The organism is Vibrio sp. YT-19(2023) (assembly GCF_033337395.1).
The window spans coordinates 1-17,140 of record NZ_JAWOQN010000053.1; the positions used below are offsets into that span (position 1 = coordinate 1).

18 protein-coding genes and 2 pseudogenes are annotated in these 17,140 nt (G+C 39.5%); 9 read left to right on the forward strand and 11 right to left on the reverse strand.

From position 1 onward, the window contains the following. Window positions 1-145: pseudogene (locus R7E78_RS22880) on the forward strand (IS4 family transposase); the annotation flags it as partial. Window positions 146-154: 9 nt separating this feature from the next. Here the strand turns inward: R7E78_RS22880 and R7E78_RS22885 are convergent. Continuing rightward, window positions 155-571, reverse strand: coding sequence for a helix-turn-helix domain-containing protein (locus R7E78_RS22885; RefSeq protein WP_000275180.1), 417 nt, complete (start codon window positions 569-571; stop codon window positions 155-157). Window positions 572-658: 87 nt separating this feature from the next. On the opposite strand from R7E78_RS22885, the gene tetC reads away from it, so the two are divergent. Then, window positions 659-1,252 carry a tetracyline resistance-associated transcriptional repressor TetC gene (tetC, locus tag R7E78_RS22890; protein ID WP_000428546.1) on the forward strand — a complete coding sequence of 198 codons (594 nt, stop codon included), beginning with the start codon at window positions 659-661 and terminating at the stop codon, window positions 1,250-1,252. A gap of 112 nt (window positions 1,253-1,364) precedes the next feature. Here the strand turns inward: tetC and tet(B) are convergent, their stop codons facing one another. Beyond that, window positions 1,365-2,570: a tetracycline efflux MFS transporter Tet(B) gene (gene tet(B) / locus R7E78_RS22895; protein ID WP_001089072.1), complete on the reverse strand. Its 1,206-nt coding sequence runs from the start codon at window positions 2,568-2,570 to the stop codon at window positions 1,365-1,367. A gap of 81 nt (window positions 2,571-2,651) precedes the next feature. Between tet(B) and tetR(B) the strand changes: the two genes are divergently transcribed. Beyond that, window positions 2,652-3,275 (forward strand): tetracycline resistance transcriptional repressor TetR(B), encoded by a 624-nt coding sequence (gene tetR(B), locus R7E78_RS22900; RefSeq protein ID WP_000088605.1) that lies wholly within the window; start codon window positions 2,652-2,654, stop codon window positions 3,273-3,275. On the opposite strand, the gene R7E78_RS22905 is transcribed toward tetR(B), so the two are convergent. Genes R7E78_RS22905 through R7E78_RS22915 form a run of 3 tightly spaced genes read right to left on the reverse strand, consistent with a single transcriptional unit; the run spans window position 3,253 to window position 4,646 of the window. Next, window positions 3,253-3,939: an ArsR/SmtB family transcription factor gene (locus R7E78_RS22905; protein ID WP_001284954.1), complete on the reverse strand. Its 687-nt coding sequence runs from the start codon at window positions 3,937-3,939 to the stop codon at window positions 3,253-3,255. The genes tetR(B) and R7E78_RS22905 overlap by 23 nt on opposite strands. Before the next feature lie 7 nt (window positions 3,940-3,946). Next, window positions 3,947-4,333, reverse strand: a complete 387-nt coding sequence (locus tag R7E78_RS22910; protein WP_000460651.1) for a hypothetical protein — start codon at window positions 4,331-4,333, stop codon at window positions 3,947-3,949. Beyond that, window positions 4,326-4,646: an antibiotic biosynthesis monooxygenase family protein gene (locus R7E78_RS22915; RefSeq protein WP_000562370.1), complete on the reverse strand. Its 321-nt coding sequence runs from the start codon at window positions 4,644-4,646 to the stop codon at window positions 4,326-4,328. Before R7E78_RS22915 ends, R7E78_RS22910 begins: the two co-directional genes overlap by 8 nt. A 443-nt stretch (window positions 4,647-5,089) precedes the next feature. On the opposite strand from R7E78_RS22915, the gene gltS reads away from it, so the two are divergent. Beyond that, on the forward strand, window positions 5,090-6,295 hold the full coding sequence (gene gltS, locus R7E78_RS22920; RefSeq protein WP_000599531.1) for a sodium/glutamate symporter: 1,206 nt from the start codon (window positions 5,090-5,092) through the stop codon (window positions 6,293-6,295). 143 nt (window positions 6,296-6,438) lie between these two features. Here gltS and R7E78_RS22925 read toward each other — a convergent pair whose 3' ends face one another. Next, window positions 6,439-7,470 (reverse strand): IS630 family transposase, encoded by a 1,032-nt coding sequence (locus tag R7E78_RS22925; protein WP_181382974.1) that lies wholly within the window; start codon window positions 7,468-7,470, stop codon window positions 6,439-6,441. Between the two features lie 45 nt (window positions 7,471-7,515). Here R7E78_RS22925 and R7E78_RS22930 point away from each other — a divergent pair, with 45 nt between their 5' ends. The 4 genes from R7E78_RS22930 (at window position 7,516) to R7E78_RS22945 (ending at window position 10,601) form a co-directional block, all read left to right on the forward strand. Then, the gene (locus R7E78_RS22930) at window positions 7,516-7,803 is read left to right on the forward strand and encodes an AAA family ATPase (protein ID WP_172686221.1); all 288 of its coding nucleotides are present in this window, start codon (window positions 7,516-7,518) and stop codon (window positions 7,801-7,803) included. A gap of 5 nt (window positions 7,804-7,808) precedes the next feature. Then, on the forward strand, window positions 7,809-9,005 hold the full coding sequence (locus tag R7E78_RS22935; RefSeq protein ID WP_032495606.1) for an ATP-dependent endonuclease: 1,197 nt from the start codon (window positions 7,809-7,811) through the stop codon (window positions 9,003-9,005). Window positions 9,006-9,335: 330 nt separating this feature from the next. After that, a complete protein-coding gene (locus R7E78_RS22940) occupies window positions 9,336-9,992 on the forward strand; it encodes a quinolone resistance pentapeptide repeat protein QnrVC6 (RefSeq protein WP_032495607.1) in 657 nt (218 codons plus the stop codon). A gap of 159 nt (window positions 9,993-10,151) precedes the next feature. Continuing rightward, window positions 10,152-10,601: a GyrI-like domain-containing protein gene (locus tag R7E78_RS22945; protein ID WP_032495608.1), complete on the forward strand. Its 450-nt coding sequence runs from the start codon at window positions 10,152-10,154 to the stop codon at window positions 10,599-10,601. A 1,221-nt stretch (window positions 10,602-11,822) separates the two neighbouring features. On the opposite strand, the gene R7E78_RS22955 is transcribed toward R7E78_RS22945, so the two are convergent. The 4 genes from R7E78_RS22955 to R7E78_RS22970 form a co-directional block, all read right to left on the reverse strand. Then, entirely contained in the window at window positions 11,823-12,122 is a 300-nt protein-coding gene (locus tag R7E78_RS22955) for a type II toxin-antitoxin system RelE/ParE family toxin (RefSeq protein ID WP_032495609.1), read from the reverse strand. After that, entirely contained in the window at window positions 12,119-12,361 is a 243-nt protein-coding gene (locus R7E78_RS22960) for a type II toxin-antitoxin system ParD family antitoxin (protein WP_032495610.1), read from the reverse strand. The genes R7E78_RS22955 and R7E78_RS22960 overlap by 4 nt, the downstream gene beginning before the upstream one ends. 1,868 nt (window positions 12,362-14,229) lie before the next feature. After that, window positions 14,230-15,363, reverse strand: coding sequence for an ISAs1 family transposase (locus R7E78_RS22965; protein WP_032495611.1), 1,134 nt, complete (start codon window positions 15,361-15,363; stop codon window positions 14,230-14,232). A gap of 311 nt (window positions 15,364-15,674) precedes the next feature. Further along, window positions 15,675-16,706 (reverse strand): IS630 family transposase, encoded by a 1,032-nt coding sequence (locus R7E78_RS22970; RefSeq protein WP_172686220.1) that lies wholly within the window; start codon window positions 16,704-16,706, stop codon window positions 15,675-15,677. A gap of 154 nt (window positions 16,707-16,860) precedes the next feature. On the opposite strand from R7E78_RS22970, the gene R7E78_RS31220 reads away from it, so the two are divergent. Beyond that, the gene (locus tag R7E78_RS31220) at window positions 16,861-16,986 is read left to right on the forward strand and encodes a LysR family transcriptional regulator (protein ID WP_001303004.1); all 126 of its coding nucleotides are present in this window, start codon (window positions 16,861-16,863) and stop codon (window positions 16,984-16,986) included. A gap of 9 nt (window positions 16,987-16,995) precedes the next feature. On the opposite strand, the pseudogene R7E78_RS22975 reads toward R7E78_RS31220, so the two are convergent. Further along, window positions 16,996-17,140 (reverse strand): annotated as a pseudogene (locus tag R7E78_RS22975) (IS4 family transposase); the annotation flags it as partial.

Consider the following 17,140-nt stretch of genomic DNA (forward strand, 5'->3'; position numbering starts at 1 on the left):
TCGAAACGTACTCTCAACAGTTCGCTTAGGCATGGAAGTTTTGCGGCATTCTGGCTACACAATAACAAGGGAAGACTTACTCGTGGCTGCAACCCTACTAGCTCAAAATTTATTCACACATGGTTACGCTTTGGGGAAATTATGAGGGGATCTCTCAGTGCATTGCCTCCAATTCCCATAATTTATTACGCCGATAATAACTTGGTGTAACCTTAAAAATGTACTTAAATCGACGTGTAAAAGATTGTTGGGAATCAAATTGATATTTTAATGCGATCTCAAGGATAGTTTTTTTCGTCAACCTCAACTCAACAGCCGCTTTCGTCAAACGACGAGCACGAATATAGCTAGCCAGTGTGACCCCTGTTACTTTTTTGAACAGCCGCTGAAAATACCACTTGGTATAACCCGCTTTATTCGCCACATCATCAAGCAGTAAAGACTGATCTAAATTATGTTCAATCCATAATAGAACATCTTTGATAACCGTTGTATGAAACTGCTTATCATCATATCTTAATTGGATGTTATTAGCTTTATTTTGATAGCGAGAATGCTGTTCAATATACATAAAATAACCTAAATGTTCTTAAGATTGTCACGACCACATCATCATGATACCATAAACATACTGACGGTATGTTATTTTAAATCTATCATGGAAAATAAAAATCATCAACAAGAAAATTTTAAGAGTACCTATCAATCACTGGTTAACTCAGCACGAATATTGTTTGTTGAAAAAGGCTATCAAGCTGTTTCAATAGATGAGATCTCGGGAAAAGCGTTGGTGACCAAAGGTGCCTTTTATCATCACTTTAAAAATAAAAAACAATTACTCAGTGCCTGTTATAAGCAGCAATTAATTATGATTGATGCCTACATCACAACAAAAACTGATTTAACAAATGGTTGGTCTGCCTTAGAAAGTATATTTGAACATTATCTTGATTATATTATTGATAATAATAAAAACCTTATCCCTATCCAAGAAGTGATGCCTATCATTGGTTGGAATGAACTTGAAAAAATTAGCCTTGAATACATTACTGGTAAGGTAAACGCCATTGTCAGCAAATTGATCCAAGAGAACCAACTTAAAGCTTATGATGATGATGTGCTTAAAAACTTACTCAATGGCTGGTTTATGCATATCGCAATACATGCGAAAAACCTAAAAGAGCTTGCCGATAAAAAAGGCCAATTTATTGCTATTTACCGCGGCTTTTTATTGAGCTTGAAAGATAAATAAAATAGATAGGTTTTATTTGAAGCTAAATCTTCTTTATCGTAAAAAATGCCCTCTTGGGTTATCAAGAGGGTCATTATATTTCGCGGAATAACATCATTTGGTGACGAAATAACTAAGCACTTGTCTCCTGTTTACTCCCCTGAGCTTGAGGGGTTAACATGAAGGTCATCGATAGCAGGATAATAATACAGTAAAACGCTAAACCAATAATCCAAATCCAGCCATCCCAAATTGGTAGTGAATGATTATAAATAACAGCAAACAGTAATGGGCCAATAACACCGGTTGCATTGGTAAGGCTCACCAATAATCCCTGTAAAGCACCTTGCTGATGACTCTTTGTTTGGATAGACATCACTCCCTGTAATGCAGGTAAAGCGATCCCACCACCAGCCAATAAAATTAAAACAGGGAAAACTAACCAACCTTCAGATATAAACGCTAAAAAGGCAAATGCACTACTATCTGCAATAAATCCGAGCAGTACTGCCGTTTTTTCGCCCCATTTAGTGGCTATTCTTCCTGCCACAAAGGCTTGGAATACTGAGTGTAAAAGACCAAGACCCGCTAATGAAAAGCCAACCATCATGCTATTCCATCCAAAACGATTTTCGGTAAATAGCACCCACACCGTTGCGGGAATTTGGCCTATCAATTGCGCTGAAAAATAAATAATCAACAAAATGGGCATCGTTTTAAATAAAGTGATGTATACCGAATTCGATTGCGTCTCAACCCCTACTTCGGTATCTGTATTATCACGTGTATTTTTGGTTTCACGGAACCAAAACATAACCACAAGGAAAGTGACAATATTTAGCAACGCAGCGATAAAAAAGGGACTATGCGGTGAAATCTCTCCTGCAAAACCACCAATAATAGGCCCCGCTATTAAACCAAGCCCAAAACTTGCCCCTAACCAACCGAACCACTTCACGCGTTGAGAAGCTGAGGTGGTATCGGCAATGACCGATGCCGCGACAGCCCCAGTAGCTCCTGTGATCCCTGAAAGCAAACGGCCTAAATACAGCATCCAAAGCGCACTTGAAAAAGCCAGCAATAAGTAATCCAGCGATGCGCCTATTAATGACAACAACAGCACTGGGCGCCGACCAAATCGGTCAGACATTTTTCCAAGCCAAGGAGCAAAGATAACCTGCATTAACGCATAAAGTGCAAGCAATACGCCAAAGTGGTTAGCGATATCTTCCGAAGCAATAAATTCACGTAATAACGTTGGCAAGACTGGCATGATAAGGCCAATCCCCATGGCATCGAGTAACGTAATTACCAATGCGATCTTTGTCGAACTATTCATTTCACTTTTCTCTATCACTGATAGGGAGTGGTAAAATAACTCTATCAATGATAGAGTGTCAACAAAAATTAGGAATTAATGATGTCTAGATTAGATAAAAGTAAAGTGATTAACAGCGCATTAGAGCTGCTTAATGAGGTCGGAATCGAAGGTTTAACAACCCGTAAACTCGCCCAGAAGCTAGGTGTAGAGCAGCCTACATTGTATTGGCATGTAAAAAATAAGCGGGCTTTGCTCGACGCCTTAGCCATTGAGATGTTAGATAGGCACCATACTCACTTTTGCCCTTTAGAAGGGGAAAGCTGGCAAGATTTTTTACGTAATAACGCTAAAAGTTTTAGATGTGCTTTACTAAGTCATCGCGATGGAGCAAAAGTACATTTAGGTACACGGCCTACAGAAAAACAGTATGAAACTCTCGAAAATCAATTAGCCTTTTTATGCCAACAAGGTTTTTCACTAGAGAATGCATTATATGCACTCAGCGCTGTGGGGCATTTTACTTTAGGTTGCGTATTGGAAGATCAAGAGCATCAAGTCGCTAAAGAAGAAAGGGAAACACCTACTACTGATAGTATGCCGCCATTATTACGACAAGCTATCGAATTATTTGATCACCAAGGTGCAGAGCCAGCCTTCTTATTCGGCCTTGAATTGATCATATGCGGATTAGAAAAACAACTTAAATGTGAAAGTGGGTCTTAAAAGCAGCATAACCTTTTTCCGTGATGGTAACTTCACGGTAACCAAGATGTCGAGTTAACCACCCTTTAGATTCATAAAGCGAAAATAATGCGGCTCCAACGTACCCACCTAAATGGAAACGGCGTTCACTCCAATCTAAACACGCACAACAGATTTTACGTGAATGTTTGGAAGGAACGTCAATTCCCATTTCATGAAAATATTGAATACCACTTAATGTGATCATTGAACCATTTTCAGTGATCCATTGCTGTTGACAAAGGGAATCATAGATCTTAACGGCAACTTCGCCAGCTAAATGATCATAGCAAGTACGTGCTTTTCGTAAATGCACTGGCGTGGAAACTTTGGCATGTACGCCATGGTTTAAGGAGATCCCCATCATACTTTCCATCAATTCAGCAATATCTTTTCCTGCTAGCCGAAAATAACGATGCTTGCCTTGAGCTACTACTGTGATTAGCTGGCAATCTAATAATTTAGATAAATGACTGCTCGCCGTTGAAGCTGATATATTCGCCACAGAACTTAGCTCAGTGGCCGTCCAAGCTCGCCCATCCATCAAAGCACTGAGTATTTTAACTCGTGAAATGTCAGACATAGCCGCCCCTATCGCGGCTATTGAGGACTCAAAGGTAACCTCTTTTCGTATTAAATTAGCCATCGCAAGTTCACTTTATTGCCCAAGGGAGCGTAACAGATGCAGCCATACTATCATTGTCCGTTATTAATATCAGTTGGTTAGCATGGTCACTGTATTGCACTAAAATATTAATGTTATTCTCCGCCAATACTCGTGCTATTTCGCCAAGTTCCCCCGGTTTTTCCTGTTTTAACTTACGAATTAATGGTGTCCGGATCGCAAGTACTAACAGTCCAGCTTGCTCTAGCGCTATTTTAGCTTCCTTTCCTTGTTCAACAAGAAAATGAGCATGGCATTCATCACCAACCGTAAATATCCCTCCCCCTTCCAATCCAATACCTTTATTACCTAATGTTTTTCCTAGTAATGCTAATTGTCCTATTTGATTATCTAAAACAACGTGAACATCAAACATTATCCTTGTCCTTTTTAAATGAATATTCGCGAGTAATATGAGCAATACTAATTTTGTAAAAATCAAATATTGACTCTCGCCCTTCTTGTTGAGCTTTCGCATGTAAAACATGATTTTTCCATTGCAGAACTGCGTATTCGTTTTCCCACCAAGATAGCGATAACATTTTTCCTTCTGTAGCTAGACTTTGAAAACGTTCAATTGAAATAAAACCAGCTACATGACTTAATAGTGGTCTTAACTCCTCAGCTAAAGTCAAATAGCGAGTTTGTTGGTCGGGTTGTATTTGCACCTCAAATATTACAGCAATCATATTTTTCTCCGTTATTAATCAACAAACAGAGTAATCCACCCGAAAATTAACACTTCGATAAGCAACGAAATATAGAAAGGTCATGCTGCTGTTTTATGTTGTATATCACACTTCTTTAAATTGCTCGGCCTGCGCTTATCATGTTCTCCTTCTCTTATAATTTTGTTTATTATTTATACTTTTTTATTTTTTGCTATCACCGAAAATAGTGCGGATCCCGCATGGTATTTAGGTTTACCCATCATTAAATACCATTGTTGTTATTTTAATCTTTTTAATATTTCATGATTAAGATCACACTAAAATTATGACCCTATTAACTAAAAGTTATGGATACCCTAATAAAACTCATTGTTAAAGATTAGTTAACCAAAGTAACTTCATTTTTCACTATTGTTAAATTGTTATAGTGAAAATTCTGGTAAACTAATAGAGGTAAAAAAATGATCCTAGATGCCAGTTATACATTATTAGTCGCATGTATCGCGCTACTCATAGGAATGTTTGTCGTAAAATTTACCCCGTTCCTACAAAAAAACCACATACCAGAAGCCGTCGTTGGTGGCTTTATTGTTGCAATTGTTCTGTTAATTATTGATAAAACATCAGGTTATTCGTTTACTTTTGATGCTTCATTGCAAAGTTTATTAATGCTCACATTCTTTTCCTCTATCGGGCTAAGTTCTGACTTTTCTCGACTGATTAAAGGAGGAAAGCCGTTAGTTCTATTAACTATTGCAGTAACGATCCTAATCGCCATTCAAAATACTGTCGGCATGAGTATGGCTGTCATGATGAATGAAAGTCCATTTATTGGCTTAATTGCAGGTTCAATTACTCTAACAGGTGGTCATGGTAATGCCGGAGCATGGGGCCCTATTCTCGCTGATAAATATGGTGTAACAGGCGCCGTTGAATTAGCGATGGCTTGTGCAACACTTGGATTAGTGTTGGGTGGTTTAGTTGGCGGCCCTGTTGCCCGTCATCTTTTGAAAAAGGTCTCTATTCCTAAAACAACCGAGCAAGAGCGCGACACTATCGTTGAAGCTTTTGAGCAACCAAGCGTCAAAAGAAAAATCAATGCAAATAACGTTATTGAAACCATTTCAATGCTGATTATCTGTATTGTTGTTGGTGGCTATATCAGTGCATTGTTTAAAGATACTTTTCTGCAACTGCCTACTTTTGTCTGGTGTTTATTTGTCGGTATTATTATCCGTAATACACTGACTCATGTATTTAAACACGAAGTGTTTGAGCCGACCGTCGATGTATTAGGTAGCGTTGCTTTATCGCTTTTCTTGGCAATGGCGTTAATGTCATTAAAATTTGGTCAATTGGCAAGCATGGCAGGGCCAGTATTAATTATCATTGCTGTACAAACTGTTGTCATGGTGCTATTTGCCTGCTTTATCACCTTCAAAATGATGGGCAAAGATTATGATGCTGTCGTGATCAGCGCGGGTCACTGTGGCTTTGGTATGGGAGCAACACCAACAGCAATTGCGAATATGCAAACAGTCACAAAAGCATTTGGACCATCACATAAAGCTTTCCTTGTCGTTCCTATGGTCGGTGCCTTTATTGTTGATATTTCAAACAGTATCTTAATTAAAATATTTATTGAAATTGGTACATACTTTACCTAATAGCTACACACTACTCGGCGTACTTCTCCTAACAATTTATTATAGGGCAGTATGCCGAGCCGCTTTCTTACCCCGTATATTCCCCTAGTCAATCTATTTAGCTTGCACGTTTACGAATTAATTCTCGTGACAACTATACCCAATCAACTTGAAGATGCGGGCTTGAGCACTTGAAAATTATCATTTATTCGAGACGTCAAAGAGTCTGCGATCTTAGGTAGAGTCACAATGCAAAAATTCTCGATGGCTTCTCTGAATTCCCGTTTAGTTTTGAAATAAACGTTGTTCCTTGAATATTCGTTCATCACTTTCCAAAGCCGCTCGATTGGATTTAGATTCGGACTATAAGGTGGAAGATAATGAAGCTCAATATTCAAGACAAAAGCAGCATCTCTGACTAGTTCACTACGATGGTACCCCGCACCATCTAAGATGATATGGAGCTTGTGTTCTAATGGATAACGCTCTCTAATTTGGCAGAAAAAGCGAACAATGCTTTCACTGTTTATGGTCTCGTAATCATGAATAATAGTCCCGCCAATGTCGTTAAGATTTAAAGCACCAATGAGATTGAGGCGACTTCGACTTCCCGTTGTTTCAACAGACTTGTCATGCCCTGTTCGTATCCAACCATGCGATACTTTAGTTGCTTGAGTCGGATGGACTGCATCAATAAATAGGATCGACTCATCCTTACTACAGCTGGCTTTGAGCGCTTCATAAGCCTCAATAAAAGCTTTCTGTTTGGTTTCATCAAACTTATGAGGTACGCCTTTGGGCATCTTGTAGCTGAAACCATTTTGGTGAAGCCACTTGTTCATTCCTGCAACACTATATTGCACACGGTAAGCAGTAAAAACATACGCAACAATCTCACGCGTATGATGATAGGTGCGCGAGGTTAGGTGTGAAATCAAGCTTTGGGTTTGCTGCTGAGATAGGTAGCTTTTTGAACCACCATTTTCAGGCTTGAGCTTGTTCGCTAGTGAGTAATCTTTGAGATGCTGTCTAACCGTTGTTTCATGGATAAGCAGTGCATCGGCAATTTCTTCAGGACTCCACCCGTTACTGGCATGAATAACAGCTTTGATGCGATCGCGCACTCGCCCATCACGAGTCGTATCGTGTTGGTTAATCAGCGTGATTTTTTGTTCATTGGATAGTGTTATTTTCATGTCACCTAGCATGATCCTCATTTTGGCTAAAATCAAGCACCTTCAATGATCACGGGTATATTCAAACGGGATTTGATCATTGAATGGGATGCCGGGACTTTAAAGGTCGTGTTTGCAAGATTAGATTCCACATCTAAACCTTACTCGTCAGGCCGGGAAGCATCAGGATTACTTCATCTTGTCGGTATTCTGGCGGCCTTGTATGACGATGAAGTAGGCGCCTTATTAATTGATGAACCTGAAGTTTCGCTCCACCCACAGTTACAGTCATTTTTATTAAATGAAATTACTACTGCAGCGGGCCACCCTTCTGAAGGTGGATATAAAAAATAGTGATTATGGCTACGCATTCGACAGAAATGCTCCGAATCACCAAGCCTAGTGACTTGACATCACTAATATTCTGTCATGATTTAGATAAACCTCCTGTCCAGCTCAATCCCAGCAATGAACAATTGAAAAATAGAAAGCTCCAAGCTTTGATTGCCCGGCTTGGACAAGAGCATAAGCTATCATTGTTTTGCCGAAGGCCACTATTAGTAGAAGGGCCAAGTGATGTAATGATCGCGTCGTTCATATCCAACAAACTTGAGCTTCATCTTGAAGCTGCAGGCTCTCAATTGCTTCCGGTAATTGGCAAAGGTCAAATGCCAGTTGTAGCAAAGTTCATGAGGCTAATTGGGAAAAATCCAGTAGTTCTCGCAGACGCTGACGCATTTACAGATGACATGGACCTAGTTCAATGCTTTTTAGCTAGTTCCCCTGCTGCAGATGCAAGTGCTTCAAAACTTGGAGCGCCATCAGCTATAAAACTCGCTTCTTCAACATATAGCGATTTTTGTTCATTCGTAGGTCCTAATTGGGGAGATATATCTAAACTGGCTGAAAGGCACCCTTACTACGTTAACGCCGAAGAGTCAGTTGATGAAAAAGTAAAGAGAAGATCTGCTTTTTGTACGCTAATGAGTTTGGATGGCTCTGATTTGAAAGGTTTAACCAATGGCGATAAATGGTCTTCCTTGAAAGACCGGTTAGAAGTTGTATTACGATTACTAGAAGAATCTGGGTGTTTTATTTTAAGGAAGGGGGCGATTGAATCATATTATCAAGCTTCTGATATTTATACGTCAGAAGGAAAGCCTACTGCTGCCGTCGATGAAATTGAGTTCTTAGATCAGATTCCAATCGCAGAAATTAGAGAAAAATTGGGTGATTTAGTTCGCTGTATTGAATACGCATCTGACGGAAAATGGATTGATGAGGCTGAATCACTAAGGGATATACTTCTGTCCATTGCAGCACCAGCTGCTGCCAGATTAAGCGCAAATGAAAAGACAACTACCCAAGATATCAATATATTAGCTAAAACTATTCTTGGGGAGCGCGCCAATATATTTAAATGTTCTGTTGGTGGTGGAAAATTGACGATAGACATAGAAAGTAAGATTCTGAATGTTAAAGGTTTTCCAGTAACAATAGATAAAAATGATGATGTAGTTAAAATCATTGAACTTGTCTTGCAAAGTAATGCATAACAAACGCTTCAAGAGGGACAGCCAACGCGCGGTATTTTTACTATGCGTTGGTTTTTGTGATTATGGTGTTGTGCGGAAGCTTAGTAGTAGCGTTGTCTGCCCCTTAAGCGGGCGTTATGTGCTTTCTCTAAAACTCACCAAGTTCACCAAAACTTTTTTCTAGCTGGCCGCATCGCTTATTTTGAATTAGCACCCTTTAAAATGCCATTTTGATGCCTTATCTTGGCTAAAACGGGGTGTTTTAAGTGTCTGTTTTTATTGGTTTTGTTTTTGTTGAGAACTTTCAGGTAAATGGTAGTCTTCAAATCAAATGTTTTTTGGAGCTACAGCATGGAAAAATCAAAGCAATTATATAATCAAGTGAACTTCTCACATCAGGACTTGCAAGAACATATCTTTAGCAATTGTACTTTTATACATTGTAATTTTAAGCGCTCAAACCTTCGAGATACACAGTTCATTAACTGTACTTTCATAGAGCAGGGGGCACTGGAAGGGTGCGATTTTTCTTATGCTGATCTTCGAGATGCTTCATTTAAAGATTGTCAGCTTTCAATGTCCCATTTTAAGGGGGCAAATTGCTTTGGTATTGAACTGAGAGATTGTGATCTTAAAGGGGCAAATTTTAGCCAAGTTAGTTTTGTAAATCAGGTTTCGAATAAAATGTACTTTTGCTCTGCATACATAACAGGTTGTAACTTATCCTATGCCAATTTTGAGCAGCAGCTTATTGAAAAATGTGACCTGTTCGAAAATAGATGGATTGGTGCAAATCTTCGAGGCGCTTCATTTAAAGAATCAGATTTAAGTCGTGGCGTTTTTTCAGAAGACTGCTGGGAACAGTTTAGAGTACAAGGCTGTGATTTAAGTCATTCAGAGCTTTATGGTTTAGATCCTCGAAAGATTGATCTTACAGGTGTAAAAATATGCTCGTGGCAACAGGAGCAGTTACTGGAGCAATTAGGGGTAATCATTGTTCCTGACTAAGCGCAAGATTCGGCTACGCACATAACAAAGCGTTTAAGACAGATTCGCAACGCTGGGCATTTTCGGTTTGCTTTGAATTTAGTGTTTACGGCACAATGGTTTAGGTTGGGTGGCATGTTGCTCACTACTTAACGCGGCGTTATGTAACTAGGAGGAAATATGAACATCAGTGAAATGGATAGCTGCGATGTTACAGGCTTTGTTATCCGTACAAATAATGCGGATGAGGTATCACCATCTACTGCAAAAATCGGAGAACTTTGGGCTAGGTTTTACGCAAATGCGGCTCCAAAGCTAAATGAAAAATCAAAAGTTTTTGGTTTGTACACAAACTACGAGTCTGATTTTACAGGGGCTTTTGACGTTATCGCTTGCTCGGATACATTATCACCAGAAATATTACCAGACTCAGTACAAGTTACTGTTGCTTCAGGTAAGTACGTGACTTTTTCTGCGACCGGTGAAATGCCACAAGTAGTTATCGAACTTTGGGGTGATGTGTGGCGCTACTTCGGATCTGGAAGCAGTCCTTACAAACGAGCTTACACAACAGACTTTGAATATTATAAAAGTGCAAGTGAAGTCGAAATCTCTATCGCTATTAAATAGTTACATAACAAACGCCTCAAGAGGGACTGTCAACGCGCGGCGTTTCCAGTCCCATTGAGCCGCGGTGGTTTCGGCTGTTGTGGTTGAGTTTAGTGGTAGTGCGTTGCCAGCCCCTTAGGCGGGCGTTATATTTCTCTTAAATTCAACGTGCTACAAATTTAAAAGTTAAGTGGTAATGTGGGATCTTGCTGGTTGATGATTTCTTGTGATAGATAGCTGTTGGTTTGATCAAGTATATCAATTCCTAACGAACATTATCGTTTTGGCTCATTTGGCTGCTATTTTGATTTGGTTTACATTAATGGTTTGTTTCTCTGAGATTTATCATCAGAATCAATGCGTAATCTTGAGTCGATTTAAGAATAAACGGTTTTTCTGTATAAAAAGCTAGCTCATTTTACATTAAGTGTTTGATTTTGTTTGCTATTTTACAAAGGTTGCTTGGTGTTTCAGTAGCTGTCTGGAACTGAAATATAACAAACAATTCAAGCAGACCCTCAACGCGTGGCACTTTTGTTTTGCGTTGAGTTTGGTGATTACGGTGTTTTGCGGAAAGTTGGTAGTAGCGTTTCGGGCTACTTAATTGGGCGTTATGCTTAATCTCACAAAATCAATCGGTTGTGGTCTTTTCTCTGTTCCTTCAGCCATTCGATCTTGTTTGTCGGCAAATGATTAAAAGCTGTCGCTGTTTGAAATGAATTGACGCTGTAAATTTCGAGTGATTGCCTCATTTTAGTTTTGAGCCGGTTCGTGTTAAGTTTCTTTTTCTCAAAGTCGCTTTGAGTGATTTGGTTCCTTGGCTTATCGGCCAAAAGCGTATCGGCAATTTGATATTGTTTTTCGCTGCCTAATGAAAAGGCAATTTCGTTGGCGCTGCTGGTTCAGCGTAGTTGCCTCATTCGAGTTTCATGCCAGTTTGCTGTGAGTTTGGTCGGTCAGAGTTTTGTTGAAAGGGCATTTTGTTCTTTTGATCGTAGTAAATTTAACGTGGTTTTTATTCGAATCATGGTTTCGATCAGGTTAACGAGTTTTGGTGCTTGGGTTTGTGTAAAAGTCTGAGTTATTCTAATGGTTACTTAAACCTAAGTGTTTGAAGTTTAAGCATAACAAACGGTTCAAGAGGGACAGCCAACGCGCGGCATTTTTATTATGCGTTGATTTTTGTGGTTACGATGTTATGCGGAAGCTTGGTAGTGGCGTTGTCTGCCCCTTAACCGGGCGTTATGCGCCAAAAATTGGATCCACATCCATGCTTTTGTGGAGGATACGGATAATTTCAATATTTTGACTGCCGATCTGACGATAAAATATTACGTGGCTTCCTTGTGGAAACTTTCTGTAGCCATCGCGAATTTCGTCACAGGCTTTACCAATGTCAGGATTTTCGGCTAACAGCCAAAATGAGTCATCAAACTGTTTTAGATAAATATTTCGCTGTTCGCTACCCCAACGTCGAGAGGTAAACAAGGCTATATCTCTTAAATCAGATTTCGCCTTGTTAGTTAACTGAAATGGACTCATTTTCTCTCTTCGCTATCTAACTCATTGATAAACGAATCAAGGTCATAACCCGCAACTCCACTTTCTTCGCCCTCAACAAGCAACTGGCGTAAAGTGTTCATTTTAGTTTCTTGGGTTTCAAGTAAACGTAAAGCAGAACGAATGACTTCACTTGCAGAGCCATAGCGACCGCTTTGGATTTGATTAGCAATAAAACCGTCAAAATGGTCACCCAAAGTAATACTAGTGTTCTTAGCCATAAGTTAGTCCTCAGTACCAATAGATACCTAATTATGGTATTAGTTGGGCTTGGATGCAAGGCGCATAACAAAGCGTTTAAGCCGGATTCACAACGCATGGCATTTTTGGTCTGGCTTAGCTTTAGTGTTTACGGCACAATGTTTTAGGTTGGGTGGTCTGCGTTGCTCACCACTTAACGCGGCGTTATGTAACCGTAGAGAAAAAGACCGCAATATATTGAAAGTTAAAGTGTTTTTATGCTTTTGTATTTTTAAGTTAGCTTATACTTTACATGTTTATAATTTTAACTAATTGTTTTAATTGGTTATTTATAAAGTTTGTAAAGTCAGTCTTATTCATATTGGCTTAGTTTTCGTCTCCTTGTTCTTCGAGTTTTTAGCTGGTTCTAAATGGTTCAGTGGGTTTGCGATAAGCTTGGTGGCAGTCATTTTTTCTTTGAACTAGGGCTCGCAGTTTCGTCGTTGCCACGCGAATTCTACTGGGTTACTGCTAACTTTTCATGTAAGTTAAACGGTATTTGGCAATATTGTTCTTTATAATGCTTTGAAATGGTTAGAAAAGTTACATAACAAAGCATTCAAGAGGGACAGTCAACGCGTGGCAGTTTTGGTTTGGTTGAGCATTTGAGGTTACGGTTGGTTAATTTGAGCGCAGTTGTTTGCGTTGCCTGCCCCTTAATGCGGCGTTATGTAACCGTAGAGAAAAAGATCACAATGTATTGAAATTTAAAGTGTTTTTATCCTTTTGCATTTTAAGGTGAGCTTCTGCTTTTCATGTTTGATACTTTTAACTGATTGTTTTAATTGGTTATTTATACGGTTTGTAAAGTTAGTCTTATTCATGTTGATTTGGTTTTCGTCTTCTTGTTCTTCGAGTCTTTATTCAGCGCTTACTGGTGAAGCGGGTTTGCGTTCAGCTTCTCTATAGTCATGATCCGCAGAATCAAGTTACTTTTGTAGTTGCCAGAGTTTTTTCTACTGGGTCAATGCTGACTTTTCATGTAAGTTAAATCGTGTTTGGCGATGCTGTTTTTGTTAATGCTTTGAAATAATTAGTAAAGTTACATAACAAAGCATTCAAGAGGGACAATCAACGCGTGGCATTTTTGGTTCGGGTTGGCATTTGAGGTTACGGCAGGTTAGTTTGAACGCAGTTGTTAGCGTTGCTTACCCCTTAATGCGGCGTTATGTAACCGTAGAGAAAAAGATCGCAATATATTGAAAGTTAAAGTATTTTTATACTTTTGCATTTTTAAGTTAGCTTCTATTTTACATGTTTTATGATTTGAACTGATTGTTTTAATTGGTTATTTATAAAGTTTGTAAAGTCAGTCTTATTCATATTGGCTTAGTTTTCGTCTTCTTGTTCTTCGAGTCTTTACTCTGGGCTTTAATGGTAAAGTTGGTTTGCGTTCAGCTTGTCTATAGTCATGATCCGCAGAATCAAGTGGCTTTTGTTATTGTCAGAGTTTTTTCTACTGGGTCAATGCTGACTTTTCGTGTAAGTTAAATCGTGTTTGGCGATGCTGTTTTTTGTAATGTTTTGAAATTATTAGTAAAGTTACATAACAAAGCATTTAAGAGGGACAATCAACGCGTGGCATTTTTAGTTTGGATGAGCATTTGAGATTACGGCAGGTTAGTTTGAGTGCAGTTGTTTGCGTTGCTCGCAGTTTCGTCGTTGTCACGCAAATTCTACTGGGTTACTGCTAATTTTTCATGTAAGTTAAACGATATTTGGCAATGCTGTTCTTTGTAATGCTTTGAAATGGTTAGCAAAGTTACATAACAAAGCATTTAAGAGGGACAATCAACGCGTGGCAGTTTTGGTTTGGATGTACATTTGAGGCACGGAAACCGCATGAACATCATCGCCCTGTAAGGCTTTCGAGAACCTTACTTAAGTAGTTTTCATCCATTGCGCAGTTCATCCGTTTGCGTTTAATCCCACCTTTAAAGGTGGTTTCACTCTTTAATAGGTTCAAACACATCTGCCTGATCCTGGCTAAAGCCTCTGCTCGATCGTCTGCTCTTATACGAGAATTGTCCTCACAAAAGGCGGTATCAAGCGACCAATGCATCACTTCTACACCCCAATGAGAGCGCGTCGCTTCCAGTAATGTTTGAGCTTCTAAGTCTTTAGAGCTGATGTAGTATCGAATTTTCACATCTTGCTCTGTGGCGACCGCCGATTCTTGCCGAATTGAAGCAACAATACCCATGGATTTTAGCTCGGGCCATTCATGCTCAATATCACCTAAAACCGACAAATCACGGTTCACTAAAGCCACTCTCGTTTCCGTTCTTCCGTGACTTTTTTCTTGAGTACTGTAAGAACTGCCGTCAAAGTCTTGAAGCATCTCCATTCGAAAATAATCATCAAAAGCTTGCTCAAGCATTCCCTGATTCCCTTTAACGGCTAACAAATAATCCGCTTCTTTATCGAGAATCTTCTGCGCTATTTTCTTTTGGCATCCCATGGCATCAATAGTAATCAAGCAGCCTTTTACCTCTAGCAACTCAAGTAGCTTGGGGATCGCGGTAATCTCATTACTTTTACTATCAACCTTCTGTTGGCCGATACTCATTCCGTTCGCTGTAGCAAAAGCATTCACCATGTAGATCGTTCCTTTACCCTTCGAGCGGTCATAAGAGCCACGCAATGTTTTGCCGTCGATAGCGATGACTTCTCCATCTGTCAATGTATGGCACTCCTTCATCCAGGCGATAAAGCTTCTTTGTAACGCTGCCGGATTAATCATGCCCATCACACGAGACAGCGTATCTGCAGAAGGAATTCCCGCTTCAAAGTGACCATAGCGTTTGAGGAAATCTAAGCGAGCATTGCCAAAATCGATAATCCCATCCCAGCCATCATGGCCTGACAAAACTCCACAAATTGTCAGCAAAATAATATCTGATAATTTGTGTGCTATTTTGTTTTCCTGTCGATAATCTTTAATGATTTGAAAGTGCATAAATGGGTTAGTTAACTCGCTCATATTTAGGCTTCTATATTCTCTAGGAGCTATTACAAAACAACGAAAATGATCTACAAGACGATCTTTAATTTCATGTCGTTACATTCAATAGTTGGGGTGAGTGATAGGTTCAAAGCTAATTTTTAGCATCTCCGCAGCCCTTATATATCAACGATCTTCATGCGGTTTCCCTGACATTTGAGGTGACAGCTGGTTAGTTTGAGCACAGTGGTTTGCGTTGCTTGCCCCTTAATGCGGCGTTATGTAACCGTAGAGAAAAAGACCACAATGCATTGAAAATTAAAGTATTTTTATGATTTATTTATACCGAATCAACTTGAAGATGCTGGCTTGAGAACCTGAAAATTATCATTAATTCGAGATGTCAAAGAGCCTGCGATCTCTGGAAGAGTCACTGCAAAAAATTGGTCTATTGCCGCCTTGAAGTCCCGTTTTCTTTTGAAGTAAACGTTGTTCCTCGACTTCTCATTCATTACTTTCCATAGCCGCTCGATTGGGTTGAGGTTTGGACTGTAAGGTGGAAGATAATGCAGTTCAATATTCAGGACAAACGCCGCATCTTTGACTAAGTCACTGCGGTGATATCCCGCACCATCCAAGATGATATGAAGCTTATGAGCTAAGGGATAACTCTTTCTTAACTCACAGAAAAAGCGAACAATCGATTCACTGTTAATGCTCTCATAGTTGTGAACAATGGTTGCTCCAATATCCGACAAGTTCAGTGCGCCAATAATGTTCAATCGGCTACGATTACCCGTTGTTTCAATCACTTTATCCTGACCAGTTCGTATCCAGCCATGAGATATTTTTGTTGATAGTGTTGGGTGAACTGCGTCGATAAAGACTATCGATTCATCCTTGCCACAGCTTGCCTTTAACGCTTCATAAGCCTCTATAAATGCTTGCTGTTGTGCTTCATCAAACTTGTGTGGTACGCCTTTCGGTTGCTTGTAGCTAAAACCATTGTGGTGAAGCCATTTATTCATACCAGAAACCGTGTAATCCAGTCCAAATGTCTCTTTAACGTAAGTGACAATTTGATGCGTATGAGAATAGGTTTTCTCAGTCAAATGCTCGATTAGGTGCATGGTTTGAGTAGCAGAAAGCTTGCTTTGGCTTCCGCCATTTTTAGGCTTAAGTTTTTCAGAAAGAACGTAGTCGCTGAGATGACGAGCAACGGTCGATTCATGAATACGAAGAGCTTGTGAAATCATAGTCTGACTCCAGCCTTCAGAAGCCAGCAAAACAGCCTTAATACGGTCGCAAACTCGACTATCACGTTCAATGTCGTGCATTTGTTCGAGTTGCAGTTTCTGTTGAGGAGTCAGTGTAATTTTCATGGTTCGTAGCATGATCCTGATTCTATCGAAAATCAAGCATCTTCAATGATCACGGGTATAAACCAAAATTTGAATTATGACGAGTATATCTGATTATTTATACTTTATTCGTTAGAATAGTCCGTAGAAATAAATAATCAGTAGGCTACATGGAATGAAATTAAGACATCTCGATATCTTTTATGCTGTAATGACTTGTGGTTCCTTAACGCGTGCGGCTGAAGTTTTACATATTTCTCAACCCGCGGCGAGTAAAGCACTCAAACATGCTGAGCACTGAGAGATCCCCTCATAATTTCCCCAAAACGTAACCATGTGTGAATAGATTTTGAGTAAGCAGGGTTGCAGCCACGAGTGAGTCTTCCCTTGTTATTGTGTAGCCAGAATGCCGCAAAACTTCCATGCCTAAGCGAACTGTTGAGAGTACGTTTCGA

What these genes read in the sequence shown, in the direction of transcription:
- R7E78_RS22885 (WP_000275180.1), bottom strand. Translation starts at nt 571, where the DNA reads ATGTATATTGAACAGCATTCTCGCTATCAAAATAAAGCTAATAACATC.
- tetC (WP_000428546.1), top strand. Translation starts at nt 659, where the DNA reads ATGGAAAATAAAAATCATCAACAAGAAAATTTTAAGAGTACCTATCAA.
- R7E78_RS22905 (WP_001284954.1), bottom strand. Translation starts at nt 3,939, where the DNA reads ATGGCTAATTTAATACGAAAAGAGGTTACCTTTGAGTCCTCAATAGCC.
- R7E78_RS22910 (WP_000460651.1), bottom strand. Translation starts at nt 4,333, where the DNA reads ATGTTTGATGTTCACGTTGTTTTAGATAATCAAATAGGACAATTAGCA.
- R7E78_RS22915 (WP_000562370.1), bottom strand. Translation starts at nt 4,646, where the DNA reads ATGATTGCTGTAATATTTGAGGTGCAAATACAACCCGACCAACAAACT.
- gltS (WP_000599531.1), top strand. Translation starts at nt 5,090, where the DNA reads ATGATCCTAGATGCCAGTTATACATTATTAGTCGCATGTATCGCGCTA.
- R7E78_RS22925 (WP_181382974.1), bottom strand. Translation starts at nt 7,470, where the DNA reads ATGAAAATAACACTATCCAATGAACAAAAAATCACGCTGATTAACCAA.
- R7E78_RS22930 (WP_172686221.1), top strand. Translation starts at nt 7,516, where the DNA reads ATGATCACGGGTATATTCAAACGGGATTTGATCATTGAATGGGATGCC.
- R7E78_RS22935 (WP_032495606.1), top strand. Translation starts at nt 7,809, where the DNA reads ATGGCTACGCATTCGACAGAAATGCTCCGAATCACCAAGCCTAGTGAC.
- R7E78_RS22940 (WP_032495607.1), top strand. Translation starts at nt 9,336, where the DNA reads ATGGAAAAATCAAAGCAATTATATAATCAAGTGAACTTCTCACATCAG.
- R7E78_RS22945 (WP_032495608.1), top strand. Translation starts at nt 10,152, where the DNA reads ATGAACATCAGTGAAATGGATAGCTGCGATGTTACAGGCTTTGTTATC.
- R7E78_RS22955 (WP_032495609.1), bottom strand. Translation starts at nt 12,122, where the DNA reads ATGAGTCCATTTCAGTTAACTAACAAGGCGAAATCTGATTTAAGAGAT.
- R7E78_RS22960 (WP_032495610.1), bottom strand. Translation starts at nt 12,361, where the DNA reads ATGGCTAAGAACACTAGTATTACTTTGGGTGACCATTTTGACGGTTTT.
- R7E78_RS22965 (WP_032495611.1), bottom strand. Translation starts at nt 15,363, where the DNA reads ATGAGCGAGTTAACTAACCCATTTATGCACTTTCAAATCATTAAAGAT.
- R7E78_RS22970 (WP_172686220.1), bottom strand. Translation starts at nt 16,706, where the DNA reads ATGAAAATTACACTGACTCCTCAACAGAAACTGCAACTCGAACAAATG.
- R7E78_RS31220 (WP_001303004.1), top strand. Translation starts at nt 16,861, where the DNA reads ATGAAATTAAGACATCTCGATATCTTTTATGCTGTAATGACTTGTGGT.